This is a genomic window from Rhodoglobus aureus (assembly GCF_039527955.1).
In the GTDB taxonomy this organism is placed as follows: domain Bacteria; phylum Actinomycetota; class Actinomycetes; order Actinomycetales; family Microbacteriaceae; genus Rhodoglobus; species Rhodoglobus aureus.
Genome location: NZ_BAAAKW010000070.1, coordinates 20,218 through 42,259, shown reverse-complemented (window position 1 = coordinate 42,259; position 22,042 = coordinate 20,218). Strand labels below are relative to the sequence as shown.

General features: G+C 59.9%; 17 protein-coding genes and 1 pseudogene. 5 read left to right on the top strand and 13 right to left on the bottom strand.

Features of this window, described 5'->3' with window-relative positions; genetic code table 11:
- Positions 1 to 24: 24 nt before the first annotated feature.
- Positions 25 to 2,490: an excinuclease ABC subunit UvrA gene (gene uvrA / locus ABD112_RS14060; RefSeq protein ID WP_343926799.1), complete on the top strand. Its 2,466-nt coding sequence runs from the start codon at positions 25 to 27 to the stop codon at positions 2,488 to 2,490.
- Positions 2,491 to 2,634: 144 nt separating this feature from the next.
- Here uvrA and ABD112_RS14055 read toward each other — a convergent pair whose 3' ends face one another.
- From ABD112_RS14055 to dapE, 3 genes are all read right to left on the bottom strand, one after another.
- Positions 2,635 to 2,808 (bottom strand): DUF3117 domain-containing protein, encoded by a 174-nt coding sequence (locus ABD112_RS14055; RefSeq protein ID WP_341952577.1) that lies wholly within the window; start codon positions 2,806 to 2,808, stop codon positions 2,635 to 2,637.
- Positions 2,809 to 2,902: 94 nt separating this feature from the next.
- The gene (locus ABD112_RS14050) at positions 2,903 to 4,132 is read right to left on the bottom strand and encodes a hypothetical protein (protein WP_343926798.1); all 1,230 of its coding nucleotides are present in this window, start codon (positions 4,130 to 4,132) and stop codon (positions 2,903 to 2,905) included.
- Positions 4,114 to 5,211, bottom strand: a complete 1,098-nt coding sequence (gene dapE, locus ABD112_RS14045; RefSeq protein WP_343926797.1) for a succinyl-diaminopimelate desuccinylase — start codon at positions 5,209 to 5,211, stop codon at positions 4,114 to 4,116. The genes ABD112_RS14050 and dapE overlap by 19 nt, the downstream gene beginning before the upstream one ends.
- 26 nt (positions 5,212 to 5,237) lie before the next feature.
- Here dapE and dapD point away from each other — a divergent pair, with 26 nt between their 5' ends.
- Entirely contained in the window at positions 5,238 to 6,179 is a 942-nt protein-coding gene (dapD, locus tag ABD112_RS14040) for a 2,3,4,5-tetrahydropyridine-2,6-dicarboxylate N-succinyltransferase (protein WP_343926796.1), read from the top strand.
- A 117-nt stretch (positions 6,180 to 6,296) separates the two neighbouring features.
- On the opposite strand, the gene ABD112_RS14035 is transcribed toward dapD, so the two are convergent.
- The 4 genes from ABD112_RS14035 to ABD112_RS14020 form a co-directional block, all read right to left on the bottom strand.
- Positions 6,297 to 7,592, bottom strand: a complete 1,296-nt coding sequence (locus ABD112_RS14035; protein ID WP_343926795.1) for a citrate synthase — start codon at positions 7,590 to 7,592, stop codon at positions 6,297 to 6,299.
- A 99-nt stretch (positions 7,593 to 7,691) separates the two neighbouring features.
- Entirely contained in the window at positions 7,692 to 8,798 is a 1,107-nt protein-coding gene (dapC, locus tag ABD112_RS14030) for a succinyldiaminopimelate transaminase (RefSeq protein WP_343926794.1), read from the bottom strand.
- Positions 8,798 to 9,133 (bottom strand): ferredoxin, encoded by a 336-nt coding sequence (gene fdxA / locus ABD112_RS14025; protein ID WP_343926793.1) that lies wholly within the window; start codon positions 9,131 to 9,133, stop codon positions 8,798 to 8,800. The genes dapC and fdxA overlap by 1 nt, the downstream gene beginning before the upstream one ends.
- Positions 9,130 to 10,131, bottom strand: a complete 1,002-nt coding sequence (locus ABD112_RS14020; RefSeq protein ID WP_343926792.1) for a PIG-L family deacetylase — start codon at positions 10,129 to 10,131, stop codon at positions 9,130 to 9,132. Before ABD112_RS14020 ends, fdxA begins: the two co-directional genes overlap by 4 nt.
- 115 nt (positions 10,132 to 10,246) lie before the next feature.
- On the opposite strand from ABD112_RS14020, the pseudogene efeU reads away from it, so the two are divergent.
- From efeU to efeB, 3 genes and pseudogenes are all read left to right on the top strand, one after another.
- Positions 10,247 to 11,105, top strand: a pseudogene (gene efeU, locus ABD112_RS14015) (iron uptake transporter permease EfeU).
- The gene (gene efeO, locus ABD112_RS14010) at positions 11,105 to 12,277 is read left to right on the top strand and encodes an iron uptake system protein EfeO (protein WP_343926791.1); all 1,173 of its coding nucleotides are present in this window, start codon (positions 11,105 to 11,107) and stop codon (positions 12,275 to 12,277) included. Before efeU ends, efeO begins: the two are co-directional and overlap by 1 nt.
- Before the next feature lie 30 nt (positions 12,278 to 12,307).
- Positions 12,308 to 13,573: an iron uptake transporter deferrochelatase/peroxidase subunit gene (gene efeB, locus ABD112_RS14005; RefSeq protein WP_343926790.1), complete on the top strand. Its 1,266-nt coding sequence runs from the start codon at positions 12,308 to 12,310 to the stop codon at positions 13,571 to 13,573.
- 85 nt (positions 13,574 to 13,658) lie between these two features.
- On the opposite strand, the gene ABD112_RS14000 is transcribed toward efeB, so the two are convergent.
- From ABD112_RS14000 to ABD112_RS13975, 6 genes are all read right to left on the bottom strand, one after another.
- Positions 13,659 to 14,111, bottom strand: a complete 453-nt coding sequence (locus ABD112_RS14000) for a hypothetical protein (RefSeq protein WP_343926789.1) — start codon at positions 14,109 to 14,111, stop codon at positions 13,659 to 13,661.
- Between the two features lie 222 nt (positions 14,112 to 14,333).
- The gene (gene typA, locus ABD112_RS13995) at positions 14,334 to 16,241 is read right to left on the bottom strand and encodes a translational GTPase TypA (protein ID WP_343926788.1); all 1,908 of its coding nucleotides are present in this window, start codon (positions 16,239 to 16,241) and stop codon (positions 14,334 to 14,336) included.
- A gap of 204 nt (positions 16,242 to 16,445) precedes the next feature.
- A complete protein-coding gene (locus ABD112_RS13990) occupies positions 16,446 to 18,248 on the bottom strand; it encodes an ABC transporter family substrate-binding protein (RefSeq protein ID WP_343926787.1) in 1,803 nt (600 codons plus the stop codon).
- Between the two features lie 102 nt (positions 18,249 to 18,350).
- Positions 18,351 to 20,102, bottom strand: coding sequence for a dipeptide ABC transporter ATP-binding protein (locus ABD112_RS13985; RefSeq protein WP_343926786.1), 1,752 nt, complete (start codon positions 20,100 to 20,102; stop codon positions 18,351 to 18,353).
- Positions 20,099 to 21,058 carry an ABC transporter permease gene (locus ABD112_RS13980; RefSeq protein WP_343926785.1) on the bottom strand — a complete coding sequence of 320 codons (960 nt, stop codon included), beginning with the start codon at positions 21,056 to 21,058 and terminating at the stop codon, positions 20,099 to 20,101. The genes ABD112_RS13985 and ABD112_RS13980 overlap by 4 nt, the downstream gene beginning before the upstream one ends.
- Positions 21,048 to 21,977: an ABC transporter permease gene (locus tag ABD112_RS13975; protein ID WP_343926784.1), complete on the bottom strand. Its 930-nt coding sequence runs from the start codon at positions 21,975 to 21,977 to the stop codon at positions 21,048 to 21,050. The genes ABD112_RS13980 and ABD112_RS13975 overlap by 11 nt, the downstream gene beginning before the upstream one ends.
- Positions 21,978 to 22,042: the final 65 nt, after the last annotated feature.

The following is a 22,042-nucleotide window of genomic DNA, read 5'->3' as shown; positions in this document are numbered from 1 at the left end:
GCGTCGCAACGTAGTGTCAAACGAATGACACTACGCAACTCGGATGGCTGGGTTCAGGTACGGGGTGCTCGTGAGCACAACCTCAAAAACATCGACGTCGACATCCCCCGAGATTCCCTCGTCGTTTTCACTGGTGTGTCTGGTTCAGGGAAATCTTCGCTCGCCTTCGGCACGCTTTATGCGGAAGCCCAGCGACGCTATTTCGAATCAGTTGCGCCCTACGCACGACGGCTACTCAACCAAGTAGGCGCTCCCGACGTCGGCGAGATTTCGGGGTTGCCCCCCGCCGTCGCCCTGCAGCAACGCCGAGGGGCCCCGAGTTCGCGATCAAGCGTCGGCACAATCACGACGCTGTCGAACCTGCTCCGCATGTTGTACTCCCGAGCGGGCACCTATCCTCCGGGTGTCGAACATCTCTCGGCCGAAGCGTTCTCGCCAAATACCGTCGCCGGGGCCTGTCCGCGCTGCCACGGTCTCGGCATCGTGCACGACGTCACCGAAGATCTACTCGTTCCCGACACCTCACTGAGCATCCGTGAGGGCGCGATTGCCGCATGGCCCGGAGCATGGCAAGGTGCAAATTTGCGAAGCATTGTTACCGGCCTCGGCATTGATATCGAGGAGCCGTGGCGGTCGTTGAGCCGCGCCGACAGAGACTGGCTGCTGTACACAGAAGAGCAGCCCTCCGTACTGGTGAAGCCAGAACGCGATCGTGTTGATTTCGGCTACTACGGCAAGTTCTGGAGCGCACGCAAACACGTCATGAACGTGCTCTCACAATCACAGAGCCAGCGGATGCGCGACCGAGCCTTGCGCTTCGTGCAGAGCATGTCCTGCCCCGACTGCGCAGGAAGTGGGCTCCAGCCTGACGCACGTTCGGTTACGTTCGCTGATCTCACTATTGCTGAAATGAACGCAGTGCCGTTGGCGGACCTCGCAGTGCGACTGCGGCTCGGAATGCAAACGCCGAGCGCAAGCGGCGGGGCCGCCCCACAGGAAAGCAACGAGGTTGCGCAACGCATCGGAACCGATGTGATTGCACGCGTCGAAGTGCTCCTTGATCTCGGCCTCGGCTACCTGAGCCTGGGCCGAAACTCCACAACGCTCTCGCCTGGCGAATCGCAAAGATTGCGCATCGCGACTCAATTGCGTTCGGGCCTCTTCGGCGTCATCTACGTTCTCGACGAGCCATCGGCGGGGCTGCATCCTGCCGACGCGCAACCACTACTCGATGTTCTGGATCGGCTGAAAGCGTCGGGCAATTCACTCTTCGTCGTCGAACACGATCTTGATGTCATCCGTCGAGCTGATTGGGTTGTCGACGTCGGCCCCGGCGCGGGTGAAGGCGGTGGGCAGCTTGTTTATTCTGGCCCCGTTGACGGGCTCAGAGCAGTGACGGAGTCAATCACGGGCCAGTACCTCTTCCCCAGCGCTGCGGCTGCCACCCGCGAGATCCGAACTCCAGATTCGTGGCTACGACTGAGCGGTGCATCCCTCCACAACCTTCGCGATGTCTCAGTCGACTTTCCCCTCGGCGTCCTGACTGCGGTAACCGGGGTTTCAGGATCCGGAAAGTCGACCCTCGTCACCCAGGTACTCGCCACTGTCGTGCGCCAACATCTCGGCACGACACCGGATGATTCGGATGAGGCTGAGCTTCACGTGGAAGTGGATGACGCAGCGGGAGTCGAATCGTTCGATCGACTCGTGCTCGTCGACCAGCGACCGATCGGACGCACTCCGCGCTCCAATCTCGCCACCTATACCGGAATGTTCGATGTCGTCCGCAAACTATTCGCTGCAACAGACGAGTCGAAGGCCCGCGGGTACAGCGCCAGCCGTTTCTCATTCAACGTCGTTGGTGGGCGCTGCGAGACCTGTCAAGGTGAAGGGTTTGTCTCCGTCGAGCTGCTATTCCTGCCCGGCACCTACGCTCCTTGTCACACGTGTCACGGAGCGCGCTACAACGCCGAGACTCTCGAAGTGAATTATCGAGGCGAGTCGATTGCCGCAGTACTGAAGATGACCGTTGACGCTGCAGCAACGTTCTTTGCTGACGTACCGTCGGCCTCACGGAGTCTGGAAACGCTTCGCGACGTCGGGCTCGGCTACCTTCGGCTCGGCCAGCCTGCCACCGAGCTCAGCGGAGGTGAGGCACAACGCATTAAGTTGGCTACCGAGCTGCAACGTGCCCACCGCGGGCACGCACTCTTCCTGCTCGATGAACCTACATCTGGCCTGCACCCCTCCGATGTTCGGTTGCTACTCGAGCAGTTGCAGCGGCTTGTCGACGCAGGCAATACCGTCGTACTCGTGGAACACGATCAAGCAGCAATCACAGCGAGCGACTGGGTTATCGATCTCGGGCCAAGCGGCGGTGACGCCGGCGGGCAAGTGGTCGCCGTCGGAACCCCCCACAGCATCGCGACGGGCACGGGCGCAACCGCGGTGCATCTTGCAGCGTGGCTTGCTAAGCAAGAATCGGAATAGAGCGCCTCGTTCGATGCACCACTAGACCATCAGGGCACAGACGAAAGCGCCAACCGGGATGCGGTTGGCGCTTTCGTTGAATCGTGATGCAGCGTGAAGACTTGCGGAATCAGCCGCGAGTTCACTAACGCTGGGTGGAGCCCACTAAACGGGAGCTACAACACCCGCAAGTGCGTCGTGCAGTTCTTTTGCTTCGTCATCGTTGACAGATACAACGAGACGGCCGCCGCCTTCGAGAGGTACTCGAACGATAATGAGTCGACCCTCTTTGACAGCCTCCATCGGCCCGTCACCGGTCCTCGGCTTCATGGCTGCCATAGCTAGTCCCCTTTCATTGGTACTTGCTTCTATTATCCCGTAAAAGTCGCCGATACTGAAACCCCAGCGGAGTAACTATGGAGAACTCGTCAGTTTATGGTGGTGACCAGTCGTAGTTGTCCACCCACCAAGCAATGTGGACCCACCCCACCTGACCGGCAACACAGGCGAGTAAGAGAAGAATTCGGTACGTCGGCGACTTCGGCTGAGCGAACACTCCAGCGATAGGGAACATCGGCATGAGCAGGCGGAAGGTGCTCGATTGCGGAAAGAACACGGCCAAGATGTAGAGCGAGTAGCTCAGCATCCACAAGCGCAGGTCGACGCCTAAACGCCGGGCTGGCCTGGAGAACAAGAAGCCAAAGAATCCCAGCACGGCCACGACCAGCACGCCAGACAGCACCCACTGCGGAATATTCCACCACAGTTGCCAGAATCCGGCCGCCTGAAACCACGCAGTGAACGGCACAAGCTCGACGTGGCCGATATAGGGCGCACGCCACGCCAATTCAGTGTCGGTATAAGCCGTCAAGGATCCGGTAACCGCTGCCGCGATCAGCAACCACGCGAACCCCATCAGCAGGCTGAACATCGTTGCCGAGATCGCGGCAACAACCTCGCCGCGAGGGAAACCATCACGGTCACGAACCCACCAGCGATAGACGACGTGCAATCCCATCGCGAGCGCGAATGCGAGACCACTCGGCCGGGTCAGTGACATCACCGCGATCACTGGCAGCAGCATCCAATATTGGTGCTTCATCAGCCAGTAGAGGGCCAGTATGAGCAAGAACAATGCCATTGATTCGGCATATGCCACTTGCAGAATGGGCGAAAGCGGCGCGAAGCAGAAGATCGCAACGGCGAATAGTGCCGAGCTCGAGGGGAGCACGCGATTCATCAAGCGGTAGAACACCAGCGCTGCACCGAGCGCGAAACCTACCGAGACGACCACCGCGGCGAAGGCGAAGTCGAGCGTCGTCAGCGTCATGACAAAGCGCACAACGGCTGGATATCCCGGCATGAACGCCCAAGCGTTCTCGGCGACGTGACCGGCCTCATCCAGCGGCAACTCGCTCGGATACCCCGCGAGCGCGATGATGTAGTACCAGTGACCGTCCCAAATCTTGGCGAACGAGAAGTAGTCGGGCTTGGGCCCAGTCCAGGCATTGCTGCCCTGAACGGATGCGAATGCCAAGAGAATTGACGTCGTCACGACCCGTGAGGCCGCAAAGATTGCAATGACCGCAATCCACCATCGCTCGGGAGCGAGCACCGCAGTTGTTGCGCGGCGCAACCCGGAGGCTAGCGAGCCGTCAGCCACGCTCTCAGCCCTTGCTCGCAGGCCACAATCTCATTTGTCGCTACGCGCTCGTCATCGGCGTGGGCGCGCAACGGGTTGCCCGGTCCGTAGTTCACTGCTGGCACGCCGAGTTCAGAGAAGCGAGCAACGTCGGTCCAGCCATACTTGGGGGCGGGGGTGCCTCCCACGGCCGCGAGGAAGTCGCGCGCGATCGGCGCATCCAGTCCGGGGCGTGCCCCGCTGGCGAGGTCGGTGACCTCGAATTCAAACCCGGCGAAGACCTCCCGCAGGTGTTGGATTGCTTGCTCAGTGCTGCGGTCGGGGGCGAAGCGGAAGTTCACGGTGACGGTTGCGGCATCCGGAATCACGTTGCCGGCAACACCACCGGTTATGCCAACGGCATTGAGGCCCTCGCGATACACGAGACCATCGACTTCATGCCGTTCAGGCTCGTAGGCCGCCAGGATGGCTAGCACGGGCGCCGCGGCGTGAATCGCGTTCTCCCCCATCCAGGCGCGCGCGGAGTGCGCACGCAGACCCGTCAGCTGGATGTCGATGCGCGCCGTGCCGTTGCAGCCGCCCTCGACGGTAGCGTTCGATGGTTCGCCGATAATCGCAAAGTCGCCTGCCATAAGGTCGGGTCGGTTGCGTGCGAGTCGGCCAAGTCCGTTGAGCTCAGCAGCGACTTCTTCGTGGTCGTAGAAAATCCAGGTCACGTCGATTGCAGGGTCGGTGAGTTCGGCCGCGAGTTTGAGCGCGACAGCGACGCCACCCTTCATATCGACAGTGCCGCGACCAACGAGGTGCTCTTCACCATCGATCATCTCGAGGGTGGTTGGCAGGTTCGCGTTCACGGGAACCGTGTCAAGGTGACCGGCGATCACGACACGCTGTGGCTTACCAGCATTCGTGCGGGCGACCACGGCATCCGCATCCCGAATCACCTCAAGGTGATCGAAGGCGCTGAGCGCGGTCTCGACAGCATCCGCGATGCGCTGTTCATTTCCCGAGACAGACTCGATGTCGCACAACTGGCGAGTGAGGTCGGGGCTCGAGGCGCCCAGATCGAGCACGGGAACGGTCGGATCGGTCACAGGCATGCACCCAGTGTAAGTAATCTGGAGGCATGACTTCGCGCACAGCATGGGGATACGGACTCGCAACAATCGCCGGCGACGGAACAACACTTGACGTGTGGTTCCCCGCCCCGCACCTGGGATCCATTCCCGAGGGCACCGACCCGCACTACACACCAGCAAACCTCGAGCAGCACTTGGGCGCTGATGACCGCCGCCGGGTGACCACCGAATTTGTCACTATTGAGATCGATTTGGATGCCGCACCGCAGGCCACCGCAGACGCCTACTTGCGGCTTCACCTGCTCAGCCACCTGCTCGTCGAGCCCAACAGCATCAACCTTGACGGCCTCTTCGGCGCCTTGCCCATCGTGGTGTGGACCAACGCCGGCGCCGTGCACCCCAGCGACTATGCCGAGCTTCGGGTCTCACTGCAACGCGCTGGCATTGCTATAACCGGCATCGACAAGTTCCCCCGCATGCTCGACTACGTCGTGCCAGAGCGCGTGCGTATCGCGGATGCCTCCCGCGTGCGCCTCGGCGCCTACCTCTCCCCCGGCACGACAGTGATGCACGAGGGTTTCGTCAACTTTAACGCCGGCACGCTCGGCAGCTCGATGGTCGAAGGCCGCATCTCTCAGGGCGTCGTTGTCGGTGACGGTGCCGATATCGGTGGCGGAGCATCCATTATGGGCACCCTCAGCGGTGGTGGAACCGAACGTGTCTCAATCGGCGCCCGCGCCCTTCTCGGCGCCAACTCAGGAATTGGCATCGCGATCGGCGACGATTCGGTTGTTGAAGCTGGACTGTATGTCACCGCCGGCACCAAGGTCACGATCATCGATGGCTCAGCCACACCGCGCACTGTGAAGGCTGTTGATGTGAGCGGTGTGAACGGACTGCTGTTCCGCCGCAACTCACTCACCGGCGCCGTCGAGGTCTTACCTCGCAGCGGCAGCGGAGTGGTGCTCAACACGGCGCTTCACGCGTAGTCGACTCGAACACAAGCAAGAAACAACAGAACGGCCGGCGCCCGAGGGGGTGCCGGCCGTTCTTAGTTGTGAAAGCCGTGTGCGATAACGCACTTCGACTGACGCGCAGTCTCGTCTCTAGCGCTGAGGCCAGGCGCGTGTTTCGGGCCCCGTGTACAACTGCTGCGGGCGACCGATCTTGGTGTTGGGGTCTTCGTTCATCTCGCGCCAGTTGGCGATCCAACCGGGAAGTCGGCCAATCGCGAACAGCACGGTGAACATGCGCGGCGGGAAGCCCATCGCCTTGTAGATGACTCCAGTGTAGAAGTCGACGTTGGGGTACAGCTTGCGCGAGATGAAGTAGTCATCCGCGAGGGCAACTTCTTCGAGCTCGCGAGCGATGTCGAGCAGCGGGTCACTCACACCGAGGTCGGCGAGCACCTCATCCGCACTCTCTTTGACAAGACGTGCACGTGGGTCGAAGCTCTTGTATACGCGGTGGCCGAAGCCCATCAGGCGCACGCCTTCTTCTTTGCGCTTCACACGTTCAACGAACTTCTGAACGCCTTCGCCCGACTGCTGAATCTCGCCAAGCATTTTGAGCACAGCCTCGTTGGCGCCACCGTGAAGCGGGCCATAGAGAGCATTGATTCCGGCTGAGATTGACGCAAAAATATTGGCTTCGGTCGAGCCAACGAGACGCACCGTTGAGGTGGATGCATTCTGCTCGTGGTCTTCGTGCAAGATAAGCAGGCGATCGAGCGCCTTGCTCAGCACAGGGTTGACCTCGTAGTCCTCGGCCATGTTGCCAAAGTTGAGTTTCAAGAAGTTGTCGACAAAGCTCAGCGAGTTGTCGGGGTAGAGCAGCGCCTGGCCCAAGGACTTCTTGTGCGCGTAGGCCGCAATCACGGGCAACTTAGCGAGCAGGCGGATGGTCGAAAGCTCAACGTGCTCGGGGTCGCGCACGTCATGCGAATCTTCGTAGTACGTCGACAGCGCCGAAACTGCGCTGGACAGCACAGACATCGGGTGTGCGCTGTGCGGAAGCGCGTCAAAGAAGCGACGAAGGTCTTCGTGTAGCAGAGTGTGACGGCGAATCTTCTCGTCGAATTCCTCGAGCTGCGAGGCGCTGGGGATCTCACCGTAAATGAGCAACCACGCAACTTCGAGGTAGGTGGAATTGGCCGCGACATCTTCGATTGCGTATCCGCGGTACCGCAGAATGCCACGATCGCCATCGATGTAGGTGATTGCACTACGGGTCGAAGCGGTGTTGACGAAACCTTGATCAAGCGCCGTGTATCCGGTCTGCTTCATGAAGGTGGAAATGTCGATGCTGTTGTGACCATCGACCCCTCGGATGATGGGAAACTCTGCAGCACCGCCCGGGTAATGGAGCGTGGCCTTCTCTGGGTCTTGAGGGGCTTCATTCACCGCTACAGCCTACAAGGGTTGAATGGCCAGTGTCACACCAGCCAAGCAATCTCCGCCGCGTTTAGAGGTCAAAGACAAAGCCTTGGCGAGTTAGTGCACTTAAGACAGCAATTCGAGCCGGGCTACGGCATCCGCAATAGTCTCATCGCTTGCCGTGAGCGCAATACGCACATGTCGTGCGGGCTCTTCGCCATAGAACGACCCGGGAACAACGAGGATGCCCGAATGGGCAAGATCGCCAACCGTCTGCCACGAGTCTTCATTTTTGGTCGCCCACAGGTAGAGCCCGGCAAGACTGTCGTCGATGTGGAATCCGGCGCGCGCAAGGGCAGGAAGAAGCTTCGCTCGGCGCGCGCGGTACAGCTCGCGCTGGTGCGCAACATGGGCTTCATCACGCAGCGCCGTCACCATGGCTTCTTGCACAGGGCCGGGAACGATGAGTCCAGCATGCTTGCGCACAGCCAGCAATTCAGAAATGAGAGCCGAGCATCCGGCAACAAAGGCCGCGCGGTAGCCCGCCAGATTCGACTGCTTGCTGAGTGAATACACCGCGAGCACTGATGACCGATCAGTGCCGATCACCGCAGGATCAAGAATTGAGGGCGTGGGGTCGGGTCCGTTCCAGTTGAGTTCGGCGTAGCACTCGTCTGAGGCAATCACCGCGCCCAGCTCGCGTGCGCGCTCTACGGCCGCCCGCAGCTGCTCTACATCGGCGACACGGCCATCAGGATTACCGGGGCTGTTGAGCCACACCAGAGCGGTGTTCTCGGGCCACTGGGCGGGGTCATCCGATGCCACGGCGGTCGCGCCGACCATCGCCGCACCAATGGCATACGTGGGGTACGCAACAGATGGATGCACAACCACATCGTCTTTGCCAAGGCCAAGGAGCAGCGGCAGCAGTGCCACCAGCTCTTTTGAGCCAACCGTCGGAAGAACATTGTTGACCGTCAGGCTAGGGACACCCCGGCGACGGTCAAACCACTCAACAATCGCTTCGCGCAACTGCACGGTGCCGGTTGTCGTGGGGTACGCGTGAGCATCCGTAGCCGACGCCAGCGTCTCGCGGATGATGTGAGGAGTCGGGTCTACCGGCGAACCGACCGAGAGGTCAACGAAACCGTCGGGATGCGTGCGCGCAATCTTGCCGTAGGGAACAAGTGCATCCCAAGGAAAGTCGGGCAGGGCCAACGGCGTGCGCACCATCAGTCTGAGGATCCGCCGCCCTCGGGAAGCGCAGCGACGAGCGGGTGATCCTTGTGAATCACGCCGACCTTCGCGGCCCCACCGGGCGAACTGTCCTCGAGGAGGTTGAAGAACTCGACGTTGACCTTGTAGTAATCTGCCCACTTATCGGGCGTATCGTCCTCGTAGTAAATGGCCTCAACGGGACACACCGGCTCGCAGGCGCCGCAATCGACGCACTCATCCGGCTGGATGTAGAGCATACGGTCACCCTCGTAGATGCAATCGACGGGGCATTCGTCGACACACGCGCGATCCTTTAGATCAACACAAGGCTGGGCGATGATGTACGTCAAGAGATATCCGCACCTTTCACGGGAGAGTTCAACTCAATGTTATCGCGGCTCGACGGCGAAGCCTGACGATTCACCCGAGGCCAGCCAACAACCAGCAAGACGATCAACACTGGCGCAAAGGTCCAGCTGTAACCCGACACATTCCCGGGAATCAAAATCGTTCCCCCCGGCGTGGAAGTCGCCAATAGAGCAGACATCAGCAAAACGCCAAGGGAGGCGAAGCCCGGCGCCACCCTGGTGTCATAGATCAGGCGCAAACCAAGGATGAGAGCCGTCGTCAGCGCAACGGCCGCGACAATCCCCCACGGCACTCGCGCACCAAAGAGAGTGATCGCCGACTGGTGTACCGCCGTCAAGACAAGCCCAACAAGTGCTCCAACGGCAGTCGCAACAAGAGCGAGCACAGCACGCTCTAGGCGATTGCGCTCTCCGATCACCACTTCGCGACGGCGAAGGCGACGCAAGTATTCAATTGGAGTCGAAACGCTCTCACCAACAGGAGCCTCATCGCTGTAGATCTCCATAGCGCGACGCTTGAACGCAATAGCTGTAGCTGACGAGACCGCAACTCCCCGATCAACCGGGACCGCTGATGCCGCATAGAAGGGGACACCCGCGAGCTCGGTTGCGAGTGCCGTAGCCTCACGCACTAGCCGCGCCTCAGACTCGTGGTCGCTGCCGCTGGCGGACGATGCGTAGCTGACGACGACATCCGGCTTGAGAGAGGTAATAGCTGCGGCAAGATCGGCCGCAAGTTCTCGCGCAGAGCGCGTGCTGAACTGCTGCCCGTCATCTTCTCGCAAGACGTGATGCGCGGTGATCCCTAAGATCTCCCGCACCCCCGCGTGAGCGTCTTCTGCCCCCGGCGAGTTACTGCACGTGAGCACGATAAGTTCGGTTCCTCGTTGAACAAGAGTCGCGATGGTGGCGCCGAAGACCGTAGCCCCATCTTCTGGGCGCGCGGCAACGACTAGGACCCGCTGAGCGCGATCTTTCATTGCCGTTCCTCCACCATTTGTTCTGCAGTAACAGAATAAGCACAGGTAAGCGAAATATGGTTGCTTAGGTTAGGCTTACCTACCTGCCTAATTGTTGAATGAACGAGAGAGTCCAGTGCTCGCAAACTTCCTGATCGGCCTGCGCGAAGGCCTTGAAGCCGCGCTCGTCGTCGGCATTCTGATCGCTTACGTTCACAAGATTGATCGCCGCGACGTACTCCCCCCGCATTTGGCTTGGCGTCGCACTCGCAATCGTTATTTCGCTCGCACTCGGCGCGAGCCTCACGTTCGGCACCTACGGGCTTTCCTTCCAAGCGCGCGAACTCATCGGCGGCATCCTCTCCATCGTCGCCACAGCTTTTGTCACCTGGATGATCTTCTGGATGCTCCGCGCCGCACGCGGTCTCGGTCGCGAACTGCGCAACGAGGTCGACTCGCACCTCACCGGTGCAGGGTGGGGACTCGTTCTCGTGGCGTTCCTTGCAGTCGGTCGCGAAGGAATCGAGACGGCACTCTTTATTTGGGCTGCCGTCCAAGCCAGCGGTTCGACAGCTCTCCCCCTCACCGGCGCAGCGCTCGGCATCTCGGCCGCAGTGTTGCTCGGCTACCTCATCTACCGCGGAATTGTGAGCATCAACCTCACGCGATTCTTCACCTGGACCGGCGCCATCCTCATCATCGTTGCCGCCGGAGTTCTCTCCTATGGCGTGCACGACCTGCAAGAGGCTGGCGTACTGCCGGGGCTGCACGCACTCGCTTTCGACGTGAGCGCGGCGATCCCACCAGACAGCTGGTACGGAACGCTTCTCAAGGGCACCCTCAACTTCTCCCCCGCGACCACCTGGCTCGAAGCCGGGGTATGGCTCGGCTACGTCGGAGCTGTCATGACCGTTTTTATTCGCACCGTTCGCGGCAATCAGCGCTCAGACAAGACCATTGCGCCTGCAGCATCCCTCAGCACTCAAGGAGCCTGATGACCACCCGCCCCACCCGCTACGGATTCGCCGCGGCGGCAACTGTCGCTGCGCTCGCGCTCACCGGCTGCGTTGCCAATAACACTGGCGATGCCTCAAGCAACACCATCGCTGTCGACAGCAGCGCAACCGACTGCGCTCTCAGCGCAAGCGAAGCTCCCAGCGGAAACCTTGTGTTCACCGTCACCAACTCCGGCGAACAGGTCACCGAGTTTTACTTGCTCGCCGACGATGGTCTGCGCATAGTTGGCGAAGCAGAAAACATCGGCCCCGGCATCAGTCGCGACCTCGTCGTGCTCGTTCAGCCCGGCGACTACTTCACGGTCTGCAAGCCAGGCATGATCGGCGAGGGTGTCGGCAAGAGCGCATTCACCGTCACCGACTCTGGAGCCGATCTTTCATTTAGCGGCGACATTGGCGAGCAAGTTGATGCCGCAAACGCCAACTACAAGAGCTATGTAAAAGACCAGATCGAAAACCTCGTTGTTGGCACCGAGCAGTTCGCCGACGCCTACATCGCCGGAGACGACGAAACGGCACGTGAGCTTTATGCCCCGACTCGCGTCTTCTGGGAGCGCGTGGAGACCGTCGCCGAGTCGTTTGGTGATCTTGACCCCCGCATGGACCTTCGTGAAGCTGACCTCGAAGACGGTCAAGAGTGGACCGGCTGGCACGCCATCGAGAAGGACCTCTGGCCCGCGGATGCCGAAGCCGGCTTCGAAGCGTATGACCAGTCCACGCGTGAATCGCTCGCCTCACAGCTCCTCACTGACACCAATACGTTGTACAGCAACGTGCAAGACCTCGAGTTCACACTCGATCAGCAAACCAATGGCGCGATCGGTCTGCTCGATGAGGTTGCCAGCGGCAAAGTGACCGGTGAAGAAGAATTCTGGTCGCACACCGACCTCTGGGATTTCCAAGCGAACATCGATGGCGCACGCGTTCTCTATGAGGGCGTTCGCGACATCCTCGTTGAGAAGGATGCCGATCTCGCTGCAACGCTCGATTCTGAGTTCGAGCAGCTACAGACGTTGCTCGACGCCCAGAAGGTCGGTGACGGCTTCCGTCTCTACAGCGAGCTTTCTACCTCAGAGATTCGCGCCTTCTCCGACCAGGTGAACGCTCTGGCAGAACCCCTCTCCCGCCTCACCGCAGTATTGGTTCTCTAGGCAACCGGCTCAACTCTCGAAAGATTAGCTATGTCGAAAGATGAAACCAGCGGCCTCTCGCGGCGCGGCCTCTTCGGGCTGGCCGGTGCTGGCGTTGTTGGTGCCGGTTTAGGTGTCGGCGGCACTTTCGCTTTCGGCGGCGGTTCGACATCCACCAACAACGCAGTGGCATCGACGTACCCGTTCTTCGGCGACCACCAGTCAGGCATCATCACTCCCGCTCAAGACCGGCTGCACTTTGCGGCTTTCGACGTCAATGACATCTCGCGCAATGAGTTGATCGAGCTGTTGCAGGATTGGAGCTACGCCGCAGCGCGCATGACCGCTGGCGACGCTGCAGGAAACTACGGTCCAGCAGGCGGCCCCTACGACGCTCCGCCGGATGACACGGGTGAAGCGCTCGACCTTCCGCCCGGTGGCCTCACGATCACCTTTGGTTTCGGCCCAAGCCTGTTTGACGACAGGTTTGGGCTCGCCAGCAAACGCCCCTCGGCACTCATCGACCTGCCCAAGTTTCCCAGCGACGTGTTGCAGCCCGAACTAGTCGGCGGGGACCTCTGCATCCAGGCGTGCAGCGACGACCCGCAGGTGGCTGTGCACGCCATCCGCAACCTCTCACGCATCGCATTCGGCCGCGCCACCCTGCGCTGGTCGCAACTGGGCTTTGGCCGCACGTCATCGACAACGAGAGCCCAAAAGACCCCGCGCAACCTGTTTGGGTTCAAAGACGGCACAGCAAACTTGCGTGCTGAAGACACGACGGGCGTCAACGAGCATGTTTGGGCCGCGGCCGGCGATGGCGCCTCGTGGATGATCGGGGGCTCGTACCTCGTGAGCCGCAAGATTCGCATGACCGTCGAAACCTGGGATCGCACGTCTCTGCGCGAACAGGAGACAATCTTCGGCCGCACCAAGGGTGAAGGTGCACCGCTCAGTGGCGGAAGCGAGTTCACCGATCCCGACTTCAGCCAAACCGGTCGTGATGATGCGCCGCTCATCGATGAGAGTTCGCACGTGAAGTTGGCACATCCTGACACTCACGATGGTGTGCAAATCTTGCGCCGCGGCTACAACTTTGTTGACGGCAACGACGACCTCGGCCGGCTCAACGCTGGGCTGTTCTTCATCAGCTTTCAGCGTGACCCCGGCACCCAGTTTGTGCCGATTCAGCTCGCACTCTCGCGCAACGATCTCATGAACGAATACGTGCGCTACGTTGGCTCGGCAGCCTTTGCAGTGCCTCCGGGCGCGACGTCATCAAGCTTCGTAGGCGCGGGGATGTTCGACCTCGCCTAATTCGCTCGCTAGCGTGATTCGCTCGCTAGCCTGAGTCGCTCGCTAGCGTTGCGCCACTGCCTGCCCGTTGCCGGTCCGCTGGCCGCTAGGTTCCTGCAGGCGCCACCGTGTAATTCGCCGTGTAACCGTCGTCTGTCTTCGCGACGATAACTCCACCGACCCACGTGTCACTCGTGAAGATGACCGTGCCCTCACCGTCGGCACCGCTCCCCTGCAGTTGAAGCTCAAAGCCAGCATCCGCAAGCTCAGTCTCTATACCGTCGAGCGGCGACTCAGCGCCGACCAAAATTGTGACGTTATAGCCGCGGCTCTCGCCTTCGCCCGCAGCGATACCAAATTGCACCTCACCGGAGACAACAGGCACCTCGCTCGGGAAGCCCTCAGGGATCTCGTTTCCGCCCAAGCTGACCTGGCCGCCAGTCGCCTGCTCAACGATGTTCTCTAGGGGGTTGCCGAAGCATCCAGACAGCGCTGGAGTGATACCCACGGCAAGAACAATCGCTATGGCTGCACTAATGCGTCGTTTCGGGCTAATCATGACTACTCTCCTGATGCTCGTGATCTTGGGCGTCGCTGTCGGTAGGCCATGGCTGTGTCGGTAGGCCATAGCTGTCGCCGGCGTTAGTGCACTGTGCGTAAACAGCACTGTGCGTTAACGGCGCCGTGCGTTAACGAACAATGCAGCCACGGCCTCAGTGACCGTAGCTGCATCGTACTCCCGAAAGGCTAACGATTCCTCGCCAGCCCCAGAAGGTTTGGGTTATGCGTTCTGCTTCTTGAGACGCGAGGTCTGGCGTGCGCGAGCATTCGAGTCGAGCTCAACCTTGCGGATTCGCACGAACTCGGGCGTTACTTCAACGCACTCGTCTTCGCGAGCGAACTCGAGGCACTCTTCCAACGTCAGCTTGCGCGACGGAGTCATACGCTCGAACGAGTCCGAGGTCGACTGGCGCATGTTGGTGAGCTGCTTTTCCTTGGTGATGTTGACGTCCATGTCGTCGGCGCGAGAGTTCTCGCCAACAACCATGCCTTCGTAAACCTCTTGAGTGGGCTCAACGAAGAACGACATGCGCTCTTGGAGCGCAACCATGGCAAACGGAGTAGCGGCACCGGAACGGTCGGCAACGATCGAACCGTTAACGCGGGTGAGGATTTCGCCAGCCCACGGCTCGTAACCGTGAGATACAGCGTTCGCAATACCGGCACCGCGCGTGATGGTCATGAACTCGGTACGGAAACCAATGAGTCCACGCGAAGGAACGATGAATTCCATGCGAACCCAGCCTGTGCCGTGATTGCTCATGCCCCCCATGCGGCCCTTGCGGCCAGCGAGGAGCTGAGTGATGGCGCCCAAGTATTCTTCGGGAGCGTCAATCGTGAGGTTCTCGAAAGGCTCGTGAACTTTGCCGTCGATCTTCTTGATTACTACCTGCGGCTTGCCGACAGTCAGCTCGAAGCCTTCACGACGCATCTGCTCAACGAGGATGGCGAGCGCGAGCTCTCCACGACCCTGAACCTCCCAGGCGTCGGGGCGACCGACATCGACAAGTTTCAACGAAACGTTACCGACGAGTTCGCGATCGAGACGATCCTTGACCATGCGCGCAGTGAGCTTGTGGCCCTTGACCTTGCCGATTACCGGCGAGGTGTTGGTACCAATTGTCATCGAGATGGCGGGGTCGTCAACCGTGATGGTCGGCAACGGGCGAACGTCGTTGGGGTCACAAAGGGTTTCACCAATGAAGATGTCTTCGAAGCCGGCGACAGCGACGATGTCACCGGGGCCCGCACTCTCGGCGGGGTAGCGGTCGAGTGCCTTGGTGATCATGAGCTCGGTTACGCGCACGTTGGCGACGCTTCCGTCGTGCTTGACCCAGGCAACGGTCTGACCCTTTTTGATAGTTCCGTTGAAGACGCGCAGCAGAGCGAGGCGGCCGAGGAACGGCGAGGAGTCAAGGTTGGTAACCCAAGCCTGAAGGGGGTGCTCGTCATCGTACGACGGCGCGGGAACGTGCTTGAGGATAGCGTCGAACAGCGGCTCGAGGTCTTCGTTGTCTGGCAACGTTCCGTTCTCGGGCTTGTTCCAGCTTGCAGCGCCATTGCGGCCCGATGCGTAAACAACGGGAACGTCAAGGATGGCGTCGAGGTCAAGGTCGGGAACATCGTCTGCCATGTCGCTTGCGAGCCCCAAGAGCAGGTCTTGGCTTTCGGCAACAACTTCATCGATGCGCGCATCCGGACGGTCGGTCTTGTTGACCAACAGGATGACGGGAAGCTTGGCTTCAAGCGCCTTACGGAGAACGAAGCGGGTCTGCGGCAGCGGACCCTCACTGGCGTCAACGAGCAGAACTACGCCGTCAACCATGCTGAGTCCACGCTCAACCTCGCCACCGAAGTCAGCGTGGCCGGGGGTGTCAATAACGTTGATCGTGATGGGGCTGTCAGCGGCGTACTTGCCGTTGTACGAAATCGCGGTGTTCTTCGCGAGAATCGTGATTCCCTTTTCGCGCTCGAGCTCGTTAGAGTCCATGGCGCGCTCTTCGAGGTGCGCGTGCGCTTCGAACGAGTTCGTCTGGCGAAGCATCGCGTCAACGAGGGTGGTCTTTCCGTGGTCAACGTGGGCAACGATCGCTACGTTGCGCAAGTCGCTGCGAGTGGCCATAGCCATAGCAATATTCCTTAATTCATTGGAGGCTGTGCGGTCTCTCACCGCAGACGCTGCGCAGAAAATTTCGGCAGCAGATCGGCGGCCAAATGCCACCGGGTAAAGATCATGGGAGGGCGCAGAAGATCGTTCAGAGTATCCTGCTCCACCAGTTTACCCTGTTTGACAAGATTTATCGCCGACTATGCCCTGAGCGCACTCGAATAGCTACGGTTGCCACTCCCAAACGTTCCACCAGATGCCTGGATTCAGCGACGAAAGCGAGATGTTAGACACCTGGTCTTGGTCGAAAGCTGCGGTTGCAGGATGCTGAAATAGCGGCAGTCCGTAGCGGTTCTTCCAGAGTTCGGCATCCGCTTCTGCCAACAAATCGGCTTGGGCCTCACCATCGACCATGACTGAACTGGCGTCGCTGAGGCGGGCGTCGACCGTGGAGTCTGAGAAGTAGTTGAGATTTGCGAAACCGTCGGTGCCGAACACCGCAGGAGCAATTCCGACTCCCGGTCGCGTCGACTGCCAACTGAATAGTGCTGCGTCATAGGCGCCGGGTGTGCCGAGTGTCGCACGCCAATCCTCGGTAGAGCAGTCGCTTACAACGAAGCCAGCGGATGCCGCAGATTCTTTGATCAGTTCGAACTCGGTTGCACGCATGGGGTCATCAGCGGCGTAAAGAACACAGACTGCTGGCTTCTTCACACCGGCTTCGACCAAGAGTTCCTTGGCTCTGGTGATATCTATCTCAGCGAACTGGCTTGAGCCGTTGCTCGAGCGCACGCTGCGGTAGTCAGGATCGTTAGGCGCGAAGAGAAACGAATCACGATTCGTGGCGCGCGGCTGAAGATCGGCAAGAGCGGCAGAGACCAGCTCTCTGCGCGGCACTGTCAGGAGAAACGCCTCGCGAACAAGAGGGTCGTCGAATGTGCCGTTCTTGGATTCTGCGAATTGAAGATCGAGGTGTTCGAAACTATCGGTCGTGCCATCAATTACGGTGGCATCCATGGTTTCGAGTGCCCCCCTAACTTCGGTACCCATTTCGGGGACTGCAATCTGTACGACACCGACGAGCAGTGCTTGGGCCTGCGCGAGCGGGTCGCTCATGAAGCGAACGGTGATCTCTTGAAAGGTGGGCTGACGCTCTCCGCCATAGTTCTCGTTGGCGCGCAGCGTCACGTACTGGTTAGCTACGAAACCAGAAACGACGTAGGGCCCGTTCGAGACAACGAGGCTCGCGTTTACGGGCATCCCTTGAAAGTTGAAGACGGTATTCCAGGTGCGCGCAATCGTGGCGAGATCAGTTTCGTCGCCGTTCGTGATGGCCGCATACACCCGCTCTTTGGCAGTGAGCGCATCATCGCTGGCGAATGACATCATGCCGACGACGTGTGCAGGCTTCGCCGCAGAACCAGCGCCGAAGAACGCTGTCTCCCAATCAGCGAATGGCTCATCAAAGACGAGGGTGAGCGACATGCGATCGTCGCTAATCTGCGGCAGCTCTGTGACGAGATCGATGCCGGTGTTTCCTGTTGCAGTGGCGTCAAACAAGACGCGCGCGTCGGCGCGGTCAAGGGGCGCACCAGTCTCGGGGTCGACAGTGCTCGCGGCGTCGGCATCAGGAGTGTTGAGTGCTCCGGATGTCGCGGCCCATTCCAGGAGAAGGTCGACGGCATCGACGGCGGTCCCGTCTGACCAGCGCACGCCGTCTGACACTGTGTAGGTCACCGCGAGGCGGTTATCTGAGACCTTCTCGTAGTGCCCAAAAGACTCATCGCGCACCAGCTCAGACTTGTCGTTAAAGTAATTGAATCCTGTGCCGGTTGCGTACGCGATGTTCGCATTGGTTTCGCTCACGCCGTAAGAGGTCACCGGATTGCCCGATGTGTAGGGTTGGGTGACCGCAACGGTCAGTTCTGAACCGTCAATCGTTGTCGATTGCTGGGGTATACACGCGGTGAGCACTAGAGCTGCACTGGCAGCAACCGCAATGGTCGCCATGATTCGTGTGGCGCTCACTGAACCTCCTGCATACGATCACGCAATGCACGGTGGCACGCTTGTATCGATTCTAAGCGAGAAGGGCCGCTCCACGGGGAACGGTCCTTCTCTGCTAATGAACTAGGCGCCCAGTTTGATGTTGGCGCCCGGAATCGCTTCGAGCAGTTCTTGCGTGTACGGATTGCTCGAGTTCTCGAACACTTCGTCGGTGGTCGCCGCCTCAACGATGCGACCACCCTGCATGACGCACACGTTGTCTGCCACCAATCGCACGACCGCGAGGTCGTGCGTGATGAACAGGTAGGTGAGGTCGAGCTCGGTTTGCAGCTCAGTGAGCAGGTTCAGCACCTGGCCCTGAACCAGCACATCGAGCGCCGACACCGCTTCATCGAGAATGAGCACATCTGGCTTGAGCGCTAGCGCACGCGCGATCGCGACGCGCTGACGCTGGCCGCCTGAAAGCTCACCGGGGTACCGGTGACGGGTTGCCTGCGGCAACGACACCTGGTCAAGCAGTTCACTAACCCGGTTGAAGCGCTCCTTCGGTGTGCCCATGCGATGCGCGAGCAGCGGCTCAGCGATCGTGTTGCCAACGCTGTATTGCGGGTCTAGCGAACCGTACGGGTCCTGGAACACCGGCTGAACTCGACGGCGGAACTTCAAGAGTTCGTCGCCCTTGATCCCCGCAAGGTCAACACCGTCGAACTCGATGCTTCCGCTCGTGAGCGGCTCCAATTGCAAAATCAGCTTCGCCACCGTCGACTTGCCCGAACCGGACTCGCCAACGAGAGCGGTGGTCGTGCCTTTCTTGACACCGAACGAGATGTCATTGACAGCCAACAGCTTGTCTTTGCGGAACCCCTGCTTGCGGATCTCATAGACCTTGGTGATGTTTTTCACCGTGATCAAGTTTGAAGTGGCAGCAGCTTCGCGACTCGCAGCACGCGCGATGAGTGCGTCATCGAGCGAGCCTTGACCAAAGATATGCAGGTCGTTGTCGGAACTCTGATGTGACTTTTTCGACTGGATACGACGCGAGGCAAGGCTCGGAGCTGCAGCGACCAAACGCTGGGTGTACGGATGCTGCGGGTCTTCAAGGATGGTGCGGGACGGACCCGACTCAACAACCTTGCCCTTGTACATAACTACGAGCTGCTCTGCACGCTCAGCGGCAAGGCCGAGGTCGTGGGTGATGAACAGCACCGAGGTGCCGTAGTCACGCGTGAGCGTCTCTAGGTGGTCAAGAATCTGACGCTGCACAGTGACATCGAGCGCTGAAGTCGGCTCGTCGGCGATCAGTAGCTTCGGACGAGCCGAAAGCCCAATGCCGATGAGTACCCGCTGGCGCATTCCACCAGAAAACTGGTGCGGAAATTGCTTAAGGCGTTCGCTGGCGTCGCTGAGCCCTGCCTCGTTGAGCACCTCGATGGTGCGCTGACGCGCCTCTTTGCCCTGCGCGACACCGTTGGCCTTGATGGCCTCTTCTACTTGGAATCCGATGCTCCACACCGGGTTTAGGTTCGACATCGGGTCCTGAGGCACGTAACCGATTTGGCTTCCGCGAACCTCAGCGAACTGGGAATCCGAGAACTTGGTGAGGTCGTTGCCTTCGAACTCAATCGAACCGCCGACGACTTTTCCTGTTCCGGGCAGTAGCCCAATCACCGCTTGCGCTGTAGTGGATTTTCCCGAACCGGATTCGCCTACGATGGCGAGCGACTGCCCCTGGTAGAGCGTGAGGTCGATACCGCGAACCGCTGCTACGACTCCACGCTGGGTTTCAAAACCAACTTCGAGTCCGCGAATCTTCAGCAGCGGGGTCTCTTCGTGTGATGACTGTCCTGTCACGGGAACTGTTTGTGGGTTACTCATCGGCGTGCTCTCGCTTCCGGGTCAAGGGCATCGCGAACAACGTCGCCGAACATCAAGAATGCAAGCACCGTTATCGAGAGTGCGGCCGACGGCAGCAGCAGCGTTTGCGGATGTGTGCGAACGGAGACTTGAGCCTGGTTGATCTCATTTCCCCACGACATCACGGTGGGCGGAAGCCCGATTCCGAGGAATCCGAGCGTTGCCTCCGCCACGATGAAGATGCCCAGTGACACGGTCGCGACAACGATGACGGGAGCGATTGCGTTCGGGATTACGTGGCGAATGAGCGTCTTGAATCGCGAAACTCCGAGAGCGGCGGATGCGGTTACATAGTCCGAGTTGCGAGCTGAGAGCACCGCACCACGCATGATCCGCGCAATCTGAGGCCAAGCAAACAACGAGAGTACGAGAGAGACTATGACTGCATCGCGAACCGAGATGACGGAGAAGAGCACAATTGCGCCGAGAACGGTAGGCACGGCGAAGAATACGTCACCGACACGCGAGACGAGGGAGTCGAGAATTCCGCCGTAGAAGCCTGCGAGAGCTCCAATGATGCCACCGACTAGTGTCACGAGGATCGTCGTCAAGAGCCCGATCGTGACTGACGCCTGTGTGCCGAAAATGATGCGCGAATACACGTCGCAACCCTGACGGTTGAATCCAAGCGGGTGGCCTGCTTGAGGGTCTCCGTTGCTGAACTTCAAATAGCACTCACGGGGATCCGTGCTTGCGAACAGGCCGGGAAATACTGCCACGATCACGATGACGAAGATGAGACTCGCTGAAATCCAAAAAGTGGGTCGACGGCGCATCGATTCCCACGCGTCGGTCCACGTGCTGCGTGCTTTACCGGTTTCATCCACCTGATCTATTTCTGCGACCGGGGTATCGGCAAGTGACGCGATGAAGTGTTCTTGACCGGGCCGGTGGCGGCCCATGTTGTTACTTGGCATAACGAATCCTTGGGTCGAGCGCGGCATAGAGTAAGTCGACGAGCAAGTTGGCAAGCACAAAGATGATGACCATCACTGCGACGAACGAGACGACCGTGGGGCCCTCTCCCAACCTGATTGCTCGGAACACGGTTCCACCAACACCGTTGATGTTGAAGATTCCTTCAGTGACGATTGCACCGACCATGAGTGAGCCGATATCGACTCCCAGATAGGTGACGACCGGAACGAGGGAGTTGCGCAACACGTGCACCGAAACCACTCGACGGCGAGAAAGTCCCTTGGCGGTGGCGGTGCGCACGAAGTCCGCGCCGAGGTTCTCGGCGACACTCGCGCGGGTGAGCCGCACGATGTAGGCGAAGGAGACTGATGCCAGCACGATAGCCGGCAAGAGTAGCTCGCCCCACGGGGCGGCGCCGCTGACAGTGGTTCTCGCCCAGCCGAGTTGGATGCCGAAAACGTACTGCAACACGAAGCCGACGACGAATGTCGGTACCGAAATGAGCAGCAAGCTGACGACGAGTGCGGATGCGTCGAATAGCTTTCCCTTACGGAGGCCAGCGACTAGGCCGACGATGATGCCAAAGAAGGCCTCGATAGCCAGCGCGAGTAGCGCGAGTCGGGCAGTGATGGGAAAGGCTTGGGCCATGACATCGAACACAGGTCTGCCGGAGAAGGTTGTTCCGAGATCACCCTGAAACAGCCCACCAATGTACAGGAGGTACTGAACAATGAATGGCTTATCGAGGTTGTACTCGGCTCGAACCAGCTCGATCACTCCGGGAGCCGGTGGGCGATCTCCGTAGAGCGCAGCAATCGGATCGCCAGGCAATGCGAAGACCATGAAGTAGATCAAGAAGGTCGCGCCGAAAAACACCGGGATCATCTGGAGGAAACGCCTACCTGCGTACCACAGCATCAGATGGTTCCCTCGATGGAACGGATAAACATAGGAGTCTCAATCGCTGAATGAAGATACTCAGT